16 protein-coding genes are annotated in these 18,123 nt (G+C 46.4%); 7 read left to right on the top strand and 9 right to left on the bottom strand.

What is annotated here, in order from left to right:
• Positions 1-46: 46 nt before the first annotated feature.
• The 3 genes from NOM90_RS17310 to NOM90_RS17300 all read right to left on the bottom strand — a co-directional run bounded on the left by NOM90_RS17310 (position 47) and on the right by NOM90_RS17300 (position 5,319).
• Positions 47-2,506, bottom strand: coding sequence for a glycogen/starch/alpha-glucan phosphorylase (locus NOM90_RS17310; protein WP_255943766.1), 2,460 nt, complete (start codon positions 2,504-2,506; stop codon positions 47-49).
• Positions 2,507-2,740: 234 nt separating this feature from the next.
• Positions 2,741-3,844 (bottom strand): glucose-1-phosphate adenylyltransferase subunit GlgD, encoded by a 1,104-nt coding sequence (gene glgD, locus NOM90_RS17305; RefSeq protein WP_255943764.1) that lies wholly within the window; start codon positions 3,842-3,844, stop codon positions 2,741-2,743.
• Positions 3,845-4,176: 332 nt separating this feature from the next.
• Positions 4,177-5,319: a glucose-1-phosphate adenylyltransferase gene (locus NOM90_RS17300; protein ID WP_255943762.1), complete on the bottom strand. Its 1,143-nt coding sequence runs from the start codon at positions 5,317-5,319 to the stop codon at positions 4,177-4,179.
• Positions 5,320-5,734: 415 nt separating this feature from the next.
• Between NOM90_RS17300 and NOM90_RS17295 the strand changes: the two genes are divergently transcribed.
• Complete coding sequence (locus NOM90_RS17295) at positions 5,735-6,208, top strand: DinB family protein (protein ID WP_255943760.1); 474 nt, start codon at positions 5,735-5,737, stop codon at positions 6,206-6,208.
• Positions 6,209-6,230: 22 nt separating this feature from the next.
• Here the strand turns inward: NOM90_RS17295 and NOM90_RS17290 are convergent, their stop codons facing one another.
• The 3 genes from NOM90_RS17290 to NOM90_RS17280 all read right to left on the bottom strand — a co-directional run bounded on the left by NOM90_RS17290 (position 6,231) and on the right by NOM90_RS17280 (position 9,052).
• Complete coding sequence (locus tag NOM90_RS17290; RefSeq protein ID WP_255943759.1) at positions 6,231-7,163, bottom strand: SDR family NAD(P)-dependent oxidoreductase; 933 nt, start codon at positions 7,161-7,163, stop codon at positions 6,231-6,233.
• 435 nt (positions 7,164-7,598) lie between these two features.
• Positions 7,599-8,384: a helix-turn-helix domain-containing protein gene (locus tag NOM90_RS17285; protein ID WP_255943757.1), complete on the bottom strand. Its 786-nt coding sequence runs from the start codon at positions 8,382-8,384 to the stop codon at positions 7,599-7,601.
• A gap of 47 nt (positions 8,385-8,431) precedes the next feature.
• Positions 8,432-9,052 carry a MarR family winged helix-turn-helix transcriptional regulator gene (locus tag NOM90_RS17280; RefSeq protein ID WP_255943755.1) on the bottom strand — a complete coding sequence of 207 codons (621 nt, stop codon included), beginning with the start codon at positions 9,050-9,052 and terminating at the stop codon, positions 8,432-8,434.
• Positions 9,053-9,068: 16 nt separating this feature from the next.
• Between NOM90_RS17280 and NOM90_RS17275 the strand changes: the two genes are divergently transcribed.
• Together NOM90_RS17275 and NOM90_RS17270 are read left to right on the top strand one after the other, a co-directional pair.
• Positions 9,069-9,239, top strand: a complete 171-nt coding sequence (locus tag NOM90_RS17275) for a hypothetical protein (protein ID WP_255943753.1) — start codon at positions 9,069-9,071, stop codon at positions 9,237-9,239.
• Complete coding sequence (locus NOM90_RS17270) at positions 9,224-10,216, top strand: N-acetylglucosamine kinase (RefSeq protein ID WP_255943752.1); 993 nt, start codon at positions 9,224-9,226, stop codon at positions 10,214-10,216. The genes NOM90_RS17275 and NOM90_RS17270 overlap by 16 nt, the downstream gene beginning before the upstream one ends.
• A 90-nt stretch (positions 10,217-10,306) precedes the next feature.
• Here the strand turns inward: NOM90_RS17270 and NOM90_RS17265 are convergent, their stop codons facing one another.
• Complete coding sequence (locus tag NOM90_RS17265) at positions 10,307-11,173, bottom strand: MBL fold metallo-hydrolase (RefSeq protein ID WP_255943750.1); 867 nt, start codon at positions 11,171-11,173, stop codon at positions 10,307-10,309.
• Between the two features lie 197 nt (positions 11,174-11,370).
• On the opposite strand from NOM90_RS17265, the gene NOM90_RS17260 reads away from it, so the two are divergent.
• Positions 11,371-12,591 carry a PQQ-dependent sugar dehydrogenase gene (locus NOM90_RS17260; RefSeq protein ID WP_255943748.1) on the top strand — a complete coding sequence of 407 codons (1,221 nt, stop codon included), beginning with the start codon at positions 11,371-11,373 and terminating at the stop codon, positions 12,589-12,591.
• A 90-nt stretch (positions 12,592-12,681) separates the two neighbouring features.
• On the opposite strand, the gene NOM90_RS17255 is transcribed toward NOM90_RS17260, so the two are convergent.
• Positions 12,682-13,659, bottom strand: coding sequence for an alpha/beta hydrolase (locus tag NOM90_RS17255; protein WP_255943746.1), 978 nt, complete (start codon positions 13,657-13,659; stop codon positions 12,682-12,684).
• 181 nt (positions 13,660-13,840) lie between these two features.
• Here NOM90_RS17255 and NOM90_RS17250 point away from each other — a divergent pair, with 181 nt between their 5' ends.
• The 3 genes from NOM90_RS17250 to NOM90_RS17240 all read left to right on the top strand — a co-directional run bounded on the left by NOM90_RS17250 (position 13,841) and on the right by NOM90_RS17240 (position 17,030).
• On the top strand, positions 13,841-14,386 hold the full coding sequence (locus NOM90_RS17250; protein WP_255943744.1) for a TetR/AcrR family transcriptional regulator: 546 nt from the start codon (positions 13,841-13,843) through the stop codon (positions 14,384-14,386).
• 183 nt (positions 14,387-14,569) lie between these two features.
• A complete protein-coding gene (locus NOM90_RS17245; RefSeq protein WP_255943742.1) occupies positions 14,570-15,772 on the top strand; it encodes a PQQ-dependent sugar dehydrogenase in 1,203 nt (400 codons plus the stop codon).
• A 187-nt stretch (positions 15,773-15,959) separates the two neighbouring features.
• Positions 15,960-17,030: an undecaprenyldiphospho-muramoylpentapeptide beta-N-acetylglucosaminyltransferase gene (locus NOM90_RS17240; RefSeq protein ID WP_255943826.1), complete on the top strand. Its 1,071-nt coding sequence runs from the start codon at positions 15,960-15,962 to the stop codon at positions 17,028-17,030.
• A 102-nt stretch (positions 17,031-17,132) separates the two neighbouring features.
• On the opposite strand, the gene NOM90_RS17235 is transcribed toward NOM90_RS17240, so the two are convergent.
• Entirely contained in the window at positions 17,133-18,104 is a 972-nt protein-coding gene (locus NOM90_RS17235) for an ADP-ribosylglycohydrolase family protein (RefSeq protein ID WP_255943741.1), read from the bottom strand.
• Positions 18,105-18,123 lie beyond the last annotated feature (19 nt).

Genomic DNA, 18,123 nt, shown 5'->3' with positions numbered 1-18,123 from the left:
TAAAAAGCCGCTCTGTTAGGAGCGGCTAGAACACTGAAATTTGTAATTAGTGATTCCCTTGCAGACCTGAACGCGAAGCCATATTGGCTGGGTTCACGCCCCAAATCTCCGTAGCGTATTCTTTAATCGTACGATCTCCAGCAAAACGTCCGGACTTCGCGATGTTCAGAATCGATTTGGATGTCCACAACTTCGAATCTTGATAATCCAGACCGATTTGCGTTTGAGCATCGGCATAGCTTGCAAAGTCTCTCAATACGAAGTACTCATCATTGTGACTGAGCAGCGAATGATAGATCGGATCGAAACTTTGTCCGTTTTGACAGAAAGGTCCCGGTTGGATCAACTGATCCAGTACCTTTTTCACTCGCTCATCGCTATTATAGATCGCTTGCGCCGAGTAGCCGCCTTCACGGTAATATTTTTCGACTTCTTCGATACGCAGACCGAACAGATACATGCCTTCGTCGCCAAGCGATTCGTACATCTCGACATTGGCTCCATCCAGCGTACCCACAGTCAGCGCACCGTTCATCATCAGTTTCATATTGCCTGTACCGGACGCTTCTTTACCCGCTGTAGAAATCTGCTCGCTGACATCGGCTGCCGGAACGATCTTTTCAGCCAGCGACACCGAATAGTTTTCCAAAAAGAATACGTTCAACCGATCTTTCGTTTGCGGATCATTGTTGACGGTCTGCGCGATATTATTGATCAGCTTGATGATCTGCTTCGCCATATAATACCCTGGAGCCGCTTTGGCACCGAAAATGAAAGTTCGCGGTGTGATCTCAAGCGACGGTTCTTCTTTGATTCGGTTGTATAGATCCATGATATGCAGAGCGTTCAGCAATTGACGTTTATACGCATGAAGTCGTTTTACTTGCACATCGAAGATCGAATTTGTATCGACCGAAACGCCGTGTTTTTTATAAATATACGAAGCCAGACGTTCTTTGTTTTTCAATTTTACATGACGAATTTTATCTTGAACCACCGCGTCATTTGCATACTTCAACAACTCGTTCAGTTGATCCGGCTGCTTTTTCCAAGCTGTACCGATTGTATGATCGATCACATTTTCCAAATCCGGATTGGCGTGCATCAGCCAGCGGCGATGTGTGATTCCGTTTGTTTTATTGTTAAAGCGGTCTGGATATAGCTCGTAAAAATCTTTCATTTCGCGATTTTTAAGAATATCGGTATGCAGCGCCGCTACGCCATTGACGCTATAACTACCGTAAATCGCCAAATGCGCCATTTTCACTTGACCGCTTTCGATGATCGCCATACGCGATACCCGATCTTGGTCACCTGGATATTGTTTCAGTAACATTCCGCAGAAGCGAGCGTTCAATTCTTCGATAATCATATAGACGCGTGGCAGCAATTCGCGAATCATTTGCTCAGGCCACATTTCGAGAGCTTCGCTCAAAATCGTATGGTTTGTGTACGAAACCGTATGCGATACGATATCCCATGCTTCTTCCCAGCCAAAACCTTTTTCATCCATCAAAATACGCATCAGTTCTGGAATCACCAGCGTCGGATGGGTATCGTTAATATGGATTGCCACGCGTTCTGCCAATTGGGTATACGGCAAATGCAATTTGTCGAAAGTGCGAATTACGCTTTGCACACCTGCTGAACACAAGAAATATTCTTGCTTCAGACGCAGCAGTTTACCTTCGTAATTCGAATCGTCCGGATACAAAAATTCGGATACGGTCTCGACCGAACGTTTGTAATCCAAGAAGTTATAGTAGTTGCTTCCTGCGCCGCCAAAATCACGAGCTGGATTAGCTGCCGATTCGGCGCTCCATAGACGCAGCGTATTCACCGCGGAATTTTCATAACCGACTACCGGTACATCATAAGGAACTGCCCAGACCGTCTCGCTGTTTTGCGTTTCGTATACAAGGCGTCCATTCACTTCATGCGATTCAACGTTGCCCCAAAATTGAACGTTTACTTTTTTATCATCGCGGCGTACTTCCCATACGTTGCCTTTTTGCAACCAATAGTCGGGCAACTCGACTTGATGGCCGTCGATAATTTTTTGCTCGAACAATCCGTATTTATACCGAATTCCGTTTCCGTGCCCTGCATATCCCAAAGATGCCAACGAATCGAGGAAACAAGCAGCTAGTCGACCTAGACCGCCATTCCCGAGACCTGCATCTGCTTCATATTCTTCAATGTCTTCAAGATCCCATCCGAGTTCGCCAAGCCCTTCTCGAACAGTGTCCAATACACCCAAATTCAACAAGTTATTGCCAAGCAGACGTCCAATCAAAAATTCCATAGAAAAGTAATACACTTGGCGCTCACCTTGTTCGGTATAAGCGCGGTTAGTGGCAGCCCAATCGCTACCAATTCGCTCTCGAATCATGCTGCCGAGCGCGGCATAAACATCGTCTTCGGTAACTTCGTGCATTTGACGACCGGTTTTTCCGATCAAACGCTGTTTAAATTCTTGTTTGAAATTCTCTTTATTAGTGAACATAAGTGAGCCCCTTCCCCGTTTCGTCAAATTCCGCATTCGACGACGGACGAATAAAGTATGGTTTCTCTACATGACTGAGTTTTGAGATGAACGCTTAGATTATAACAGGAACCAAAAAAGCCTTCCACAACCGTATTCCGAAGAAATACGGTCTGGAAGACCTACGGCTTGCCCTATATATCGGCAAAAATATAAAATTGTTAAACCCTTTTTTTGACGATTGATGTCGAAATTTTACAACACGCTACGTTTGGCAATGACATAAGGTTTGCGCGAATCGCCAACGAGTGTACGATTTTCGGTTAACAAGACGTCTTTATCGAGAATTACGTTCTCTACGATCGCACCCGCTTCGATCACGCATTTCTGCATGATGATCGAATTGATGACTTTCGCTCCTTTTTCCACTTTGACACCACGGAAAAGAACGCTACCTTCGACTTCGCCTGCGATCTGGCAGCCGTTTGCGACGAGCGAATTTTTCACATCCGCACCTTCAAGGTATTTGGTTGGCGCTTCATACTTAATTTTGGTGTGTACCGGCATTTCCGGTGAGAACAACTGCTTATACTTCTCTGGGTCCAACAGTTCCAAGCTATTTTTGTAATAGCTTTGGATCGAGTTGATCACCGCATGATAACCTGTATATTCGTAACCGCCAATTTTCAGACCGCTTGGGTTACGCAGAATCGCGTCACGGAAAAAGTAACTGTCGCCGTGTGCGATGCAGTATTCCATTTGTTGGAGGTACAGACCTTTTTCCATAATAAATAGTTCGATATAAATATTATGGTGGCCTTTTTCGTTATGAATTCCGCTAACAAAGCCGTCTTCACCGAGATCTACGCGGAAACAAGCATCATGTTCGGGTTCCAGCAGATCAACGCGTTTGTAAACGACGGTTACGTCTGCTCCCGAAGCTTTATGTTTTTCTGCGAGATCTTGAAAATCTACTTTGGATAAATGCTGGCTTCCGGAATGCACGACATATTCACCGGTACTCCGTGCGAAAAAGTCACGGTTATTGTGCATGTGTTGTAGATCGCCTGCCGAAATATCGGTTGGATCGTTCCAATCCGGAGGCAAAATGAACAATCCGCCGCGTTTACGGTCGAGATCCCACGGACGACCTTCGCCCAGATGGTCAAGTAGCGAACGATATTTACGGCGTACAAACAATGCGATATCTTGCACGCCTGCGCTCATCATATTCGATAACGCAAAGTCGATCAGACGGTAACGTCCCGCGAAAGGAACCGCCGCGCCTGCCCGGAAATACGTCAGCTCGTTTAATTGGTCCAGTTCGTGGTCCAAATTGATTACACCCATGAGTTTCATGGTTCCACCGTCCCTTGTATGCTGTGTTGTGATGCGTGTGTCGGCTCGGCAAAACCCTTTTTACCTTTCGTTTGTCGAGGCGCTGCGAGAGAAATTCGATTAAAACGCTGTTTCACTCGGAAAGATGTAAGACGATGCAGGAAGTAGCTTTCCGAGTTCAAAGGCGTTTTGATCTGAATTTCTTCCTCCGCTGACTACGAACGAAGAAGAAGGATTTTCGAGCTTTGGTATTTATGGGGTGAAGATAGTACGTTCAAAATTGTAGGGGTGGTGCTTGTTTAGTAAGGCGAATCACTTTCGGTGATTGGGTCACACCGCTGACTCGGATCTCGTCAGTAAGGCGAATCACCGTTAATTAGCAAGATCTCATTATCGTCTTCGCGGTCTGCGCCGATGACGGTATTGTCGGGAATGACTTTGCCTTGATCGACGATTGCGCGGTGGATACGGACGTTTTTGCCGATTTTGACTTCTGGCATAATGACCGATTCGGTAATAACGCTGCCTTCGCCGACTTCAACGCCGTAGAACAAGACGGAACGGTCGACTTCGCCGTGCACCGAGCAACCTTCGTTGACCATGCAGTTTTTCAATTTCGCATCAGGCGAAATATATTGAGCCGGCTCGTTCGGATTACGCGTATAAATGCGCCATTCCGGGTCGTTCAAGTTCAATTCAGGATCATCTTTGAGCAGATCCATATTGGCTTCCCACAGACTTGGAATCGTACCTACGTCGCGCCAGTAGCCTTCGAATGGATACGCGTAAAGCGCCAATTCGTCGGCAAGCATTTTAGGAACGATGTCTTTACCGAAGTCGTGTGCCGATTCGGAATCCGGCTTATCGATGTCTTCGACCAGATATTTGCGTAGAACGTCCCATTTGAAAATATATACACCCATCGAAGCCAACGTGCTTTTTGGCTCTTTCGGTTTTTCGTCAAATTCATAAATCTTCAAATCTTCATGTGTATTAATCATGCCGAAGCTTGGAGCTTCTTCAAGCGTAACGTTAATAACGGAAATCGTGCAGTCCGCGCCTTTTTCCTTGTGGTAATCCAGCAATTTCGTGTAATCCATTTTATAAACATGATCGCCCGATAAGACGAGCAAATGCTCAGGATCGTATTGGTCGATAAATTTAAGATTTCGCGAGATGGCATCTGCGGTTCCGCGGTACCAACTACTTCCGTCTTCGCGTTCATGGGGTGGCAAAACGAACACGCCGCCGTTTTTGCGATCCATATCCCAATCACTTCCGACTCCTATGTAAGAATGAAGAACAAGAGGTTCATATTGAGTAAGTACGCCTACAGTGTCAATTCCGGAATTTGTGCAGTTACTCAACGGAAAATCGATAATCCGATACGTTCCTCCGAAATAAACAGCAGGTTTGGCAAGAGATTTCGTCAATCCTTTCAATCTCTTTCCCTGTCCGCCGGCTAGCAGCATTGCGATCATTTCTTTTTTCTTCATTCAGACGAACCTCCTCGGCAATATGTGCGGTTATACTCGTGGCGGAACGGTGTCCGCAAATGTGTCATGTCCTCAATTGGGACCGTTGCGGGTTGCCAAGATCGAAAACGGTTGTTCAAAAAGCGAGACAGAGAAAAACCACATAAACATCTTTAACCTTAGTAAGAGCTTTGGAATCGTTTAAAAACAGGATTTGCGAAGAAAAAGGAATTAAATTTAAAAATCCGGAAAAATAAGTGGAAACCGAGGAAGAAAATCAGAGATGACTGAACCTTCTTTGTTTTTGATGATACCATATTTTTGAAAAAACAAAAGTTTTATATTGATTTTTCCAGCAACTTTTCATAGTGTTTTATTCGAAAACGCATTCGAAACAGAAGATTAAAAAAAGCGAAGAAAGTAGGCGGTTTTCAAGATGAATCTTTATTGCTCGGGCATTTTGCATCAACTTCATTACGCAATCGACACGGTAATCGAAATGTTGAATACACTAGAAACTGCTGATCTGAATCGGCGACCTACATCTCATAAATCTTCTGTCGGTGAACTATTTATTCATCTATCGATGTTATGTGAAGCCGATCTTAAAATCGGCATGGGCGCCTCGTTTGAAGAGATGGAAATTTTTTATGCCACCTCTAAGCCGCCTAATACGTTACCCGGGATTGAACAAGCGCTTCGTCTTCACTACTCCAACTTAAAATACGCGGTTTCATTATGGACGGAAGAAGATTTACAACAAGTTACGGTCTCCTATTGGGGAGTCTCTTATTCGCGTTACGAATGGTTGGTCGAAACGCTCGCTCATTTTTATCATCATCGAGGACAATTGCACGCTATGCTCGTTCATGCACTCGGCAAAGACCCCGGCATTTTATTATTCGAGTGAGTGAACGTTTTGAATACAAAAGTTAAGGCTTCATTTCGCGCCGCAAAATCGACAACATTACATATTGGACAACACGAAACGGTGCCCTTTTTTTCATAGCAATCATCCATGACGCTTTGCGAGGTAATACATAACGAAAACGCCCTCGTCCTTTTTTGCCAAGTGCTAGATCGACAGCAAGTTGAGCAACGTCTTGCGGATTGCCACCGTTTTTCGCACTTTGCCGTGACATATCCAACATTCGATCCAGCATCTTTTCGTTTGGGGATCGAGGAGTGCGGTAAATATTGGCGAAGCCTTTCTCCCAGATTTCAGTCCGGTATGAAGCAGGCTCCACTAAATAGGTACGAATGCCGTAAGCCGCCGTCTCTAATGCCAACGATTCACTGAATCCTTCGACTGCAAATTTTGACGAGACATACGGTCCATAACCGGGTAGTCCCATAACGCCGCTCACACTGCTCATTTGAATAATGCAGCCACTACGGGCTTCACGCATATACGGAACGACGGCACTCGTCATGGAAATCAGCCCGAATACGTTCACTGCAAATTGCTTCTGCCAAGCCTCGATTGGTACTTCATCTACGAAGCCACCTATCGCCATCCCTGCATTGTTGACCAAAATATCGATATGTCCGAAACGCTCGGCGATTTCTTGTACGACTTCTCGTACACGGATATCGTCGCGCACATCAAGTTTAACTGGATAAATATGCTTGGAAATCTGTCCGATGCCTAACGGTTCCCATTCTTCCATGAACTTGGCTGAATCGGCAGCTTCGCTTTGTCCTGATTGGCGATCGGCGTTTATGACTTGTTGGATCAATTGATCCGCATTTTCCGGTTGCCTCATAGCTGCAATGACTTGCACGCCGGCTTGAGCCAACCCTATACAAATATGTAGACCGAAGCCGCTGGAGGTTCCGGTTACGATCGCAACTTTGGATGACATGCTACCCCTCCCTTTATCCCTTATTAAAATGTATTCAATAACAAACAGCCTTCCGGCAAATAGATTCACCGAAAGGCTGCTTCATCATTATGTATACACGCGCATGTTCTAACTTTGATCGTCGGAATATGCTTCAGTATACGCATCTATGGTCGATTCATTATAGGCAGTTGGGATACAATTAGAACCACAGCTCGCTTTGTTCAGCAGCTTTGACTCGGCGCAGTCGATTACGGAAAATAGCACTGCCCCCGGTGCGTCCTGCTCCGCTACGAACTCGTCTTTTGTTAAACATTTCGGTTCCTCCTTTCGTATTTTTCATTTCCGGCGCTTTTGCGTCTCAGTAATGAAAGCTAACGAATTTTTACCCGACTCTGTTTGTTTTTAAACAAATCGGGTTTTGGAAGGAATCTCTGTAGGCTCGAAATGAAAGGTTTAACGGATTTCCGAAGGGCTTTTTCCCGTGTATTGCTTGAATTGACGACTGAAGAAAAAGATGTCCCGATACCCAAGCGCTTCCGCAACTTCGGTCACGTTCATTCCTGCATGACCGAGCAGATGTTGAGCGCGCTCGATCCGCATTCGGATAATGTAAGACTGCACGGAAGCTCCGATTAATTCTTTGAATTTAGCGGAAAAATATCTCGGCGACAATCCGGCACGCGCAGCCAAATCTTCGACGCGATGCGCCAAACTCGGATGCTGACGTACATAGTTCGCCGCTTCTTGGACAACTTCATACAGATGGTTGCTGCCGCGCCGTTCAGTCGGTTCTTCGCGGTCGCTGCGTAGCAATTGAATCATCATCTGCTTGAGCAAAAGCTTCGCTTCTTCTTGCGCCCCGTAAGTTTCACTCAAAAACAACCGCACATAACGAGACAACGAATATTCGAAATCGACCGTTTCTTCAAGAACCCGGTACGCTTGCGGAATCTCGTGCGTATCGCCTTCGATATTAAAATGAACATACGTCAAGACCAGCGGCTTTTGCGGATTATGCGTAGCGCTCGTATGATCGCCCGGGCGGAACAAAAAGCAGCTTCCTTTTTTGATCTCATGCGGTTCATCATTAAGCATCAGACGCCCTTCGCCGCTCCATACATAAAACAAATCGTAATTCTGAAGCGGCTGCTCCCGTTTTTGCCATTTCCAGCTCGGTTCACATGCAATTTTCGCAACATAAGGGGTCAAAACAAAAGAAGATGGCGGTACATTCAACACGGACAACCGCTCCTTTCTATAATTCAAATCAGTCAAAACTAAAAGAGTTAATCTTCATAAGTCCATAACGAAACTTGACGCGGATCATCGGTCTTCGTTTCTTCCACAGGACCGGAATCCAAATCAGAAGAAATCGGCTCATCCTCAGACCGGGATTTCTTGGCTTGTATCGGCTCTGATCCTTGCAGCTGAACCAAGCGATTATAATAATCATGAATATAAGGACGACGACCGCCTTTTTGCACGAAGCGCCAATCTTTTTCTACATTAAGCCGTACCCGATGCAGCATATCAAGCAATTGAGCGATTTCTTCCGGTGATAAGCCGCGTAATGAGGATTCATCGGTATACTCGCCTTCTTGTTGGATAAATAGATACGCCGACTTCCCGTTTTCCGTTGGATAAACTCGTTTGTCTTTACGCAAATTCGAAGCTTCGCGCAACATAATCAATCCTTCGTCTTCCAACTTTTGCAGCGCGCGCGATGCGGCGGCACGTTTTACTTTGAGACGATCCGGCACTGTTCCCGCAGGTTCACCGGGATTTTCGCAGATAAACGTCAAATAGATATGCAGACCCCGAGACAATTTTAAATGTTTAAATTCGATACTGCTGATGTCTTGCGAACAACGCGCAATATTTTCGATCTCACGCAGCACTTCTTTCACCCAGCAGACCTCCTTTATGAACAATCTGCCTTTTTTCGATCAGGCAAACATTCATTCCCATTATAGCAGTTCTACCGGAAAAGAATATGGGAATTTGATGAACGGCGAACAAGCGGTTACAATGCTTTTAATCGATGAAGCTGATCTGGATGTAGGTAAAGGAGGCTTTTTATGCTGGACAAAATGAATGCCGACTCTGTCGTCGTAGGTGTCGATATGGGCGGAACGAATATACGGATCTTGATTGCCGATCTGACGGGAGAAGTTCGCGCTTATATCAAAAAAGAAACCGATGAATTGCCCCGCCAACGTCAGGATATGACGCTGTTAGCCGATCTAATGACTCAGGCGTTGATCGATGCCGAATGTCATGCGGACGATGTGACTTTTCTGTCTGTTGGAATCGCGGGCTTCGATCAAGATTCGGATCGCGCTTGGTCAGAGCGGTTGGCGCAAAGTTTCGGCTTGCATTGTCCTCACTTGGTCGTCAACGACGCGCTGATCGCGCATCGCGGCGCACTGTCAGGAAGCCCCGGTATTTTGATCGCTTCCGGTACGGGGTCGATGTTATTGGCACATACCGAACGGGGCAAATGGCTGCGCAATTACGATTTCGGACACCATGCGGATAGCGGCGCTCGATTCCTCGCCTACCAAGCGGTATACGACGTACTTGCCGGCCGCGAAAGCCCTGGCGATAGCGTACTTGTGCGCGATATGCTGCGCTTTTTCCGTACGCCTGATTTACGTGAATTGACGGAAGCCGCGAGTCGAAGCTTTAGTCTGGATACCGAACGTCGAGATCGGTTATTCGGGCTATTCGCTCCGGTTGTCACTAGAGAAGCGACGGCTGGATCGCCGATCGCGGTGCGCGTGTGCGACGAAGCGATTCGTCAGATCGGCGTCGGAGCCGATCTTTTATCTTCCTTTTTCGCAGGACCGGATATTCGAATCTCGCAGACCGGTAGCGTCGCAAGCAGCGAGTACTTTCTGGATGCCCTGCAAGATTTGATCTGTTCGCAGCCCGGTAGGCGTTTCGTATGGACCGAACCCCAACTAACGCCTGCTGCTGGCGCCGTATTGATCGCTTACGAATCGCTTGGACTTTCGTTTGGCGACAGTATGGCGGAAGCGCTGGCAAGTCATCCTCATGCGCGTATTTGATAGGCATCAAAAAACGCACCTTGACCGCTCTATCGCGACGAGGTACGTTTTTTGGTTTTTCATAGTCCACGCATATAGTCTGTGTACGATTTATTTGTCTAATCCGTTCATAAAATATTGCATCGCTTCAGATAAATCTGTCGGAAGCACCTGATCTTCGGCAATATCCAATTCAAGACGCAAATCGTGCTCGACCGCTTGAGAATCCGAGCCGTGACGAAGGACTTGACGCGCTAATAGTTCATAACGACGTACATCTTCGTAAAACTCTTCGCGAGATACAGGGCGTCCGTGCGATTCAACCAGCACATTCGCACCGTAAGCAAACACGGTATCCAGTAGAGCCAAAAATTTGCCTGTTGTATATTTCATCGGCCCGCCGTACACAGATGGAGCCAGTGCGTCGCCAAGGAATAAGGTGCCTTCTTCTTTTACATACACGACGCACGAATCTTCGGCATGATCGCCGCCTACATAACGAATTTCACAGGTCAGACCGCCCAGATGCACATCGATAAACCGTTCAAACACAATATTCGGTTCTTCAACCCGAATTCGGCTTAGATCGTTATCGTATTCGGTGCGTATATCTTTGCGGGTTCTTTCGCTTAATACACCTTCAGCGATCAGACGCTCGACCGTTTCTTCGCTCCATTCCAGTTGAGCAAAGCCACGCAAAATATCAGCCGTTTGCTTTTGGGCAATTGTCGGCAAACTCCATTCCGCAAGCCCGAAAGAATGATCCCAGTGATGGTGGGTCAATACCATGACGTCGGGAGGTCTTACGCCTTCTTGTTCTAAATACGCACGGAATTCCGCTGCATGCGCAGACGAGTTCCCGCTATCGATTAGCAGCGTCCGGCTATTGCCTACCACAGCGGCTAGAAGCGGACGATCGCTTTTATCTTCGGCGTGCATCACATAAATACGTTCACTTATTTTTTCAAACTCAGACATTACATTCGACCTCCAACCTACTTTTTAAACCAAAATCAGATGACACAAAAAACGCCCCGGACTTATTCCGGGAATACGTGCTGCTTTATTTTACCATTATTCCGGATGAACGACCAACGATACGGGTAAAAACAAGTATATCCCGATCCGTCATGTATGCCGAAATTTTTTACACCGGATCCAAAGGAGGAAACCTTTTGTTTAATCTTTTGCCGACGATACGTAAAAAGAAATTGTGGATGACACCGCTACTGATTTTATCGCTTACCGCTTGTTCAGGTCAAACGGGTGCACCTACTGGCTCGGTTCCCAATGCACAATCTCCTGTACAGACGCCAACTACCGACAGCGAAATCGTAGACGATACGAACGATAACGAAATGACTGAAAACGAAAACTCCGATAGCGCCGGATCTATAGAGGAAACCACGTTCACTTCGTCATTAACAGGAGAAGTCGAGACGGTAACCGACCAATTAAATACACCGTGGGATATTCAGTTTGCAGACGATACCATCTATATGACATTACGCGGCGGTTCTATCGTCAAATTCGAAAATGGTGAACAAACACAGCAGACGCTAACTTTAAGCCCCGAAGTGTTAGAAGAAGGCGAAGGCGGGCTGCTTGGCTTTGCATTAGCTCCTGATTTTGCCGATTCACGCACGGCTTATGTGTATCACACCTATGGAGAAGGCAATCAGATCCACAACCGAGTGATCCAGATCAAAGAAGCAGCAGACGGTGCAAACTGGAACGAAACTGCTGTGTTGCTCGACGATATCCCGGGCGCACGTGTACATGACGGCGGACGGATTGCTTTTGGACCGGATAACATGCTCTATGTCACGACAGGCGATGCGCAAGATGAAAGCTCGGCGCAAGATCCGGCAAGCGTAGCCGGTAAAATATTGCGAATGACGCCGGAAGGTGATATCCCAAGCGATAATCCGATAGCCGGTTCGCTCGTCTATTCTTATGGGCATCGCAATTCGCAAGGAATCGATTGGCTGGAAGACGGTACAATGTACGCTTCCGAACACGGCCCAAGCGGAAATCCCGGCGGGCACGATGAAATGAATAAAATTACGCCTGGCGCGAACTATGGTTGGCCGGATGTGATAGGCGATGCGGAGGGCGAAGGGCTGACTGCGCCTTTGTACCATACAGGCGAAACTGCGATCGCTCCTTCTGGGATTGCGGCAACACCGGACGGCAAACTTTTAGTCGCGAATTTAAGAGGAGAAAGCCTGACTTTATTCGACCCGCAAAATAATAAAATGACTGAACTGTTAACCGGAGTCGGACGAATTCGTGACGTTGCGATTCATGACGGGCAGATTTATATCCTTACAAATAATACAGACGGGCGTGGTTCACCTTCGGAAAAGGATGATCAGTTGTTGATCGTGCGGTAGAAGACCACTCGAATATACATGTTAAAAAAGGACGTCGGCATTTAAGCGGACGTCCTTTTTTAACATGTAAAGCTTTTACCAAAATTAAAATTAACGATTCGCTTGGGCTTGGAAATTGCCTCTACCAGATTCTGTCACGGATAGATTGTGGCGAAAATCAAGATTCTTCTCAAAAAATTCCGTTAACTTGGTTACCGCTTGTGCTACGTATTCCGGTACGTCATACATGGCGATATGTGTTGCTTCATCAACCCAAAATAATTCTTTGGGTTCGTTCGACAAGGCATAAACTTGTTCGCTGAAACCGCGTGTGCTGGCTTCGGTTCCCGCAATCATGACAATAGGTTGAGTGAGATAAGTACTTAATTGGTTTAGTGCCGAAAATGTCATGATTCTGTCAACGCTTCTAAATAGGAGTCGATTAGGAGAATTCGGATGCTGTGCTCTAGAAGTTCTATAGTATTCATAGCCTTCACGCATGAGCACAGGTGTATTTTCATCAAATTCTTCAGGAGAATCAGGCACATAAGTCAGGAACATGGCCTCTGCTCCATTCGCTTCTGCTGTACGTTGCTTCGAAACCGCTTCAAGTGTCTGTAATTGCGTTGAAACGGTACCTCCTGTATCTTCTCCACGGAACATAGCCCCTATATCGATTGCACTGACGCCTCCCACTGCTTTGATGCGACGTTCGGCTTGCGCTGCGGTTATTGCATAGCCGCCACCGGCGCAAATACCTAGGGCTCCAATCTTTTCTTCATCGACAAACGGAAGAGTAGACAGATAATCTACTGCGCAACGTACGTCTTCCACTCGAGCAAATGGATCTTCGAGTAAACGCGGCTCACCTTCGCTCTCTCCTTGATGCGAGGCATCAAAAGATAATGTCACAAATCCTTGAATGGAAAGCTTCTGCGCATATAACCCTGCAGTCTGTTCCTTTACTCCTCCGCCGGGATGGACGATGACAATCGCAGAATAATTTTTATGCTCATCAAATCCCTCTGGCAGATATAGATCGCCTGCCATTGTTAGATTCCCGTTTTTAAACGTAACTGATTTTTTCATGGTTTTTCTCCTTTTTGTTTGGATTGTAAGTGCACACATGTGCGATATCGCTCACTTCGTGTATAATGTAAAATCAAATTCGGATGTCTGCAATAATCAGATGAACACGGTTTGTGCCCTACTGCACAAGTGATTTAAAATTGTGCCATTATTCTTAAGAAAGTTAGGTGACTTTCTCGCTATGTCTATCGTAGATCGAAGAATATTCAAATCATTAGAAGCAATAAAAAAGGCTTTTATTGAATTAATGTCCGAAAAGAATTTCGATCAAATTACCATACAAGAAATCTCCGACAGAGCAAATGTTGGTCGAAGAACTTTTTACCATCATTACTTGGATAAATACGATCTGCTCGATAAACTCACCGAAAAACATTTTGATGAATTACGCGAGCTCTGCGAATCCGCATTTGATTTAGATTTTGTAGAAGCGACTTTAATTTGGACTCGATACTTTGAAAACAATTATTCGTTCTTTTCGTCGATGTTGACAAGTAAAGGAGCGTCCTATTTTCGTGATCGATTTCTTGATTTCCTGATGAAAGAGTTGAAGAAAGAAGCAGACATAACCAGTGGAAAAAATCTGGGGTTAAATCAAGAGGTCATTGTACAGTTTGTTGCATCAGCTCAAGTGGGAGTCGTGGAATGGTGGTTTACGAATGAAAGACCAATCCCGCATCAAGTCTTGGCAGAGCAACTCGGAATACTGTTAGAAAGAAACTTATAATCGGTACCCAACGATTTAGCAGCTTGCCAACCACTCTGTTGCGGAAAGAATTAGAAACCGGATAGCAATCTTATTCCTTCGTATATTTTTGAGTCTATATTGAAAATTATTACATTCCTTTGCAAAAAACGATTGATCTCAAATCAGATGGGTAAAAAAGGAAAAAAGAGAAGGAGAGAGCCTATGCCTATACTGAATTCGAAAGGAAAAGCGTTGGCGGTGGCGTTACTGGTTGCTGTGCCGGTATCCGTCTATGTGTCTGATCAACGGAGTCAAGAGCAAGAAGGATCTTCTTGGGAAAGCGCTAAATTGTTTTCGTCAGGAACGGCAATTGCATCGGCATCTGGCAGCAGTTCAGTTTCTTCGAAATCTTCATCGGCTTCGGTCACTAACTCTCTACAAGGCGGATACGAAATTGCCGCAACACAGTTAAAAGCACCATGGTCCATGCAGTTTTCCGGAGATACGGTCTATATCACGCAACGCGGCGGCGGGATCATCGAAGTGAACGACGGCAACTCAAAACTGCAAGAACTTCGTACCAAAAAGAAGCTGCGTGTCGTGGGTGAAGCGGGTCTGACGGGATTCGTGCTCGATCCGCAGTTTGCGAAAAACAAATATGCGTATGTCTATCATGCCTATGAAGAAAAAAACCAAGCGCTGAACCGAATCGTCAAAGTCAAATTGATCAACGGCGTATGGCGCGAGCAAAAAGAATTGTTAGCCGGCATTCCCGGCGGACGGATTCACGAAGGCGGACGATTGGCAATCGGTCCTGACGGAATGCTGTATAGCACTTCCGGAGACGCAAATCAGCGAGAGTTTTCACAAGATTTGTCTAGCTACGGAGGCAAAATATTGCGGATGACGACAAGCGGAGCCATTCCCAAAGACAATCCGTTCAAAAATTCTTATGTCTACGCGTATGGGCTACGAAATTCGCAAGGGCTGGCATGGACAGCAAGCGGTACTCTCTACGCATCCGATCATGGTCCAAGCGGCGCACCGATCCCTGGGGGCGGCACAGACACGACAGGTTTGGACGAGATTAACGTGATTAGACCTGGCGGTAATTACGGCTGGCCGATCATTCAAGGTACGCAAAGTAAGCCGGGGCTTATTTCTCCTTACTACGTCGCTGGATCGACCGCTATTGCACCTTCTGGAATCGCGGCTACGCCAGATCGCAAAATTTTAGTCGCGACTCTTGCCGGGCAAAGCTTAAAATTATTTGATCCTTTGACGAAAAAAACGACCGATATCTTAACAGGAGAAGGACGAATACGAGATGTCGCCGTCCATAACGGAAAAATTTATGTCATCACCAATAATACGTCAGGCGGTTCGCCCGGACCTGAAGACGATCGGTTGTTGATTTTGCAATAATACGAATTTCATACCACAAAGCGTATGCCCCAATACATTTGAGGCTTGCGCTTTTTTTACACGAATCTATTCATTTATTCTCCGATTTAAGCACATCCTCTTGGTTTTTACCGCCTACGGTCGTACAATAGAACTTGCATGCAATGTTAGCTTTAATCTAAAGGGGAGTTCCACACTCATGTCTTCTATAGCAAAACGTATCGTTTTAACGGGGGGCGGTTCAGCCGGGCATGTCTCGGTCAATCTGGCTTTGATCCCACAGCTTCGCGAGCAAGGTTGGGCAATCGATTATATCGGCTCAGAAACCGGCATCGAAAAAGAACTTGTCGAAGGGTTGCCCGGTGTTTCTTATCATGCGATCGCCACAGGAAAGCTGCGGCGTTATTTTTCTTTGCAAAATTTTTCCGATCCTTTTCGTATTTTAAAAGGAGTCGGGCAATCGAGTAAGCTTATTCGCCGTTTGAAACCTGCTGTCGTGTTCTCCAAAGGCGGCTTTGTCTCTGTTCCCGTTGTACTCGGCGCATGGATGAACCGTGTTCCGGCATTGATTCATGAATCGGATTATTCGCCGGGTCTTGCGAACAAACTAGCATTGCCTTTCGCTTCGGCTTTGTGTACAACATTCCCAGAGACGGCAACCGCGATCAAAACAGATAAAGCGGTGCAGATCGGATCGGTCGTTCGTCCTGAGTTAAAAGAAGGCGATGCAGCTAGAGGGCTTATGCAATTGGGCTTTGATGGAGAAAAACCGATCTTGCTCGCCGCAGGCGGCAGCCTCGGTTCGCGTGCACTCAATGCTCATTTGCGCCGCAACTTAGATGCACTGACAGAAAGATTCGATATCGTACATTTATGCGGCAAAAACGGGCTGGACGACTCACTCCATGATCGCAGCGGCTATCGGCAGTTCGAATATGTGAACGAAGGAATGGCAGACATTTTAGCCGCTACTGACCTCGTATTCAGCCGCGCTGGATCGAATGCGATTTTCGAATATTTGGCATTAGGCAAGCCAATGCTATTATGCCCGCTTGGCAGAAAACAAAGTCGCGGCGACCAGATTTTGAACGCAGAATCATTCGTTCGTGCAGGCTACGCAGAAATGATCGACGAAGATTATTGGGACAATGAACGATTCGTCGCCAAGCTTGAAGAACTGTACAGCAAACGCAATCGATATATTGCACGGATGCGCGCTGCGGAAGAAAGCGATCCTTTGGCATTGTTGCTTCAACAAATCGCAAAAGTCGCGGGTTAATCCAAGTCATCATCGTGAAGAAACTCGATAAATACGCAAAAAGGGCACAAACGATATATCGTTTGTACCCTTTTTATCTTATTCATTTTCTCAGATCAACGCCTATGAAGCACTGGATGATTTGAGTGTTTTTTCAAATTGAGCCGTTAATTCCCGAAGTTCGTCTACCTTTACAATTTGCGACAACCATTCTGTTGGGATCGACGATTCTCCATACAAAATCCCGGTCAATCCTCCAGTTACCGCTGCCGTCGTATCCGTATCTTCGCCTAAATTCACAGCTTTCAATACCGATTCAGCGTAAGTCGAAGTCGTAAGCATACACCATAACGAAGCTTCCAGCGTATCGACCACGTAACCGCTCGAACGAATCTCGTCACGCTTCAGCGAAGCCAATCCACCGTCCCAAATGCGGGTAAAAGCTCCCCACTCCGCATGATCGCGATGACGCGCGCCAATCTTCTCTATACCTAACCGGTAAGCTTGATCGGCAGAATCTCCACGTAGCAGACGAAGCGCGATTTCCACATAAATCTGACACGCCAATATCGACCTCGGATGACGATGGGTAATCGACGAGACTTCGCTCACGATTCGGTCACGTTCTGCCGGTTCTCGATCTTGTACATAAAAAGCAACCGGAAGGATACGCATCAACGAACCGTTTCCGTTAGAAAATTCACTCGTTAGCCCTGCGAATTTCGCCCATACCGCTTCTGTCCGATATCGCTCCAGTGCTTCTCGCGTCGCATTGCCAATATCGAACAGCTCATTATGCGGCGTCATATAGCCTTTGGTCAGCCAACGTACAAAACGACCTGCCATATCTTCGGTATCGCATTGGTGTTGCAGCGCTAGGCTTTCCACCGTACACCATGTCATCGTACTGTCGTCCGACCAAGTGCCGGGCGGTTGATTATACGTCCCGTAACCGAACATTTCCGTAACCGGATTTTGATCCAACACACTTCGTGTGCGAAACTCGACCGGAACGCCTAACGCATCCGCCACGGTCAGACCAAGTAGCCCACCGCGTAGACGCTCCCTATTTTTTTCTTCGTTCAAATGATCCATAAGCCCTCCTGTTGAGATT

The sequence above is a fragment of the Saccharibacillus sp. JS10 genome (assembly GCF_024436065.1).
Classification (GTDB): Bacteria; Bacillota; Bacilli; order Paenibacillales; family Paenibacillaceae; genus Saccharibacillus.
This window is presented reverse-complemented; position numbering and strand designations above follow the sequence as displayed.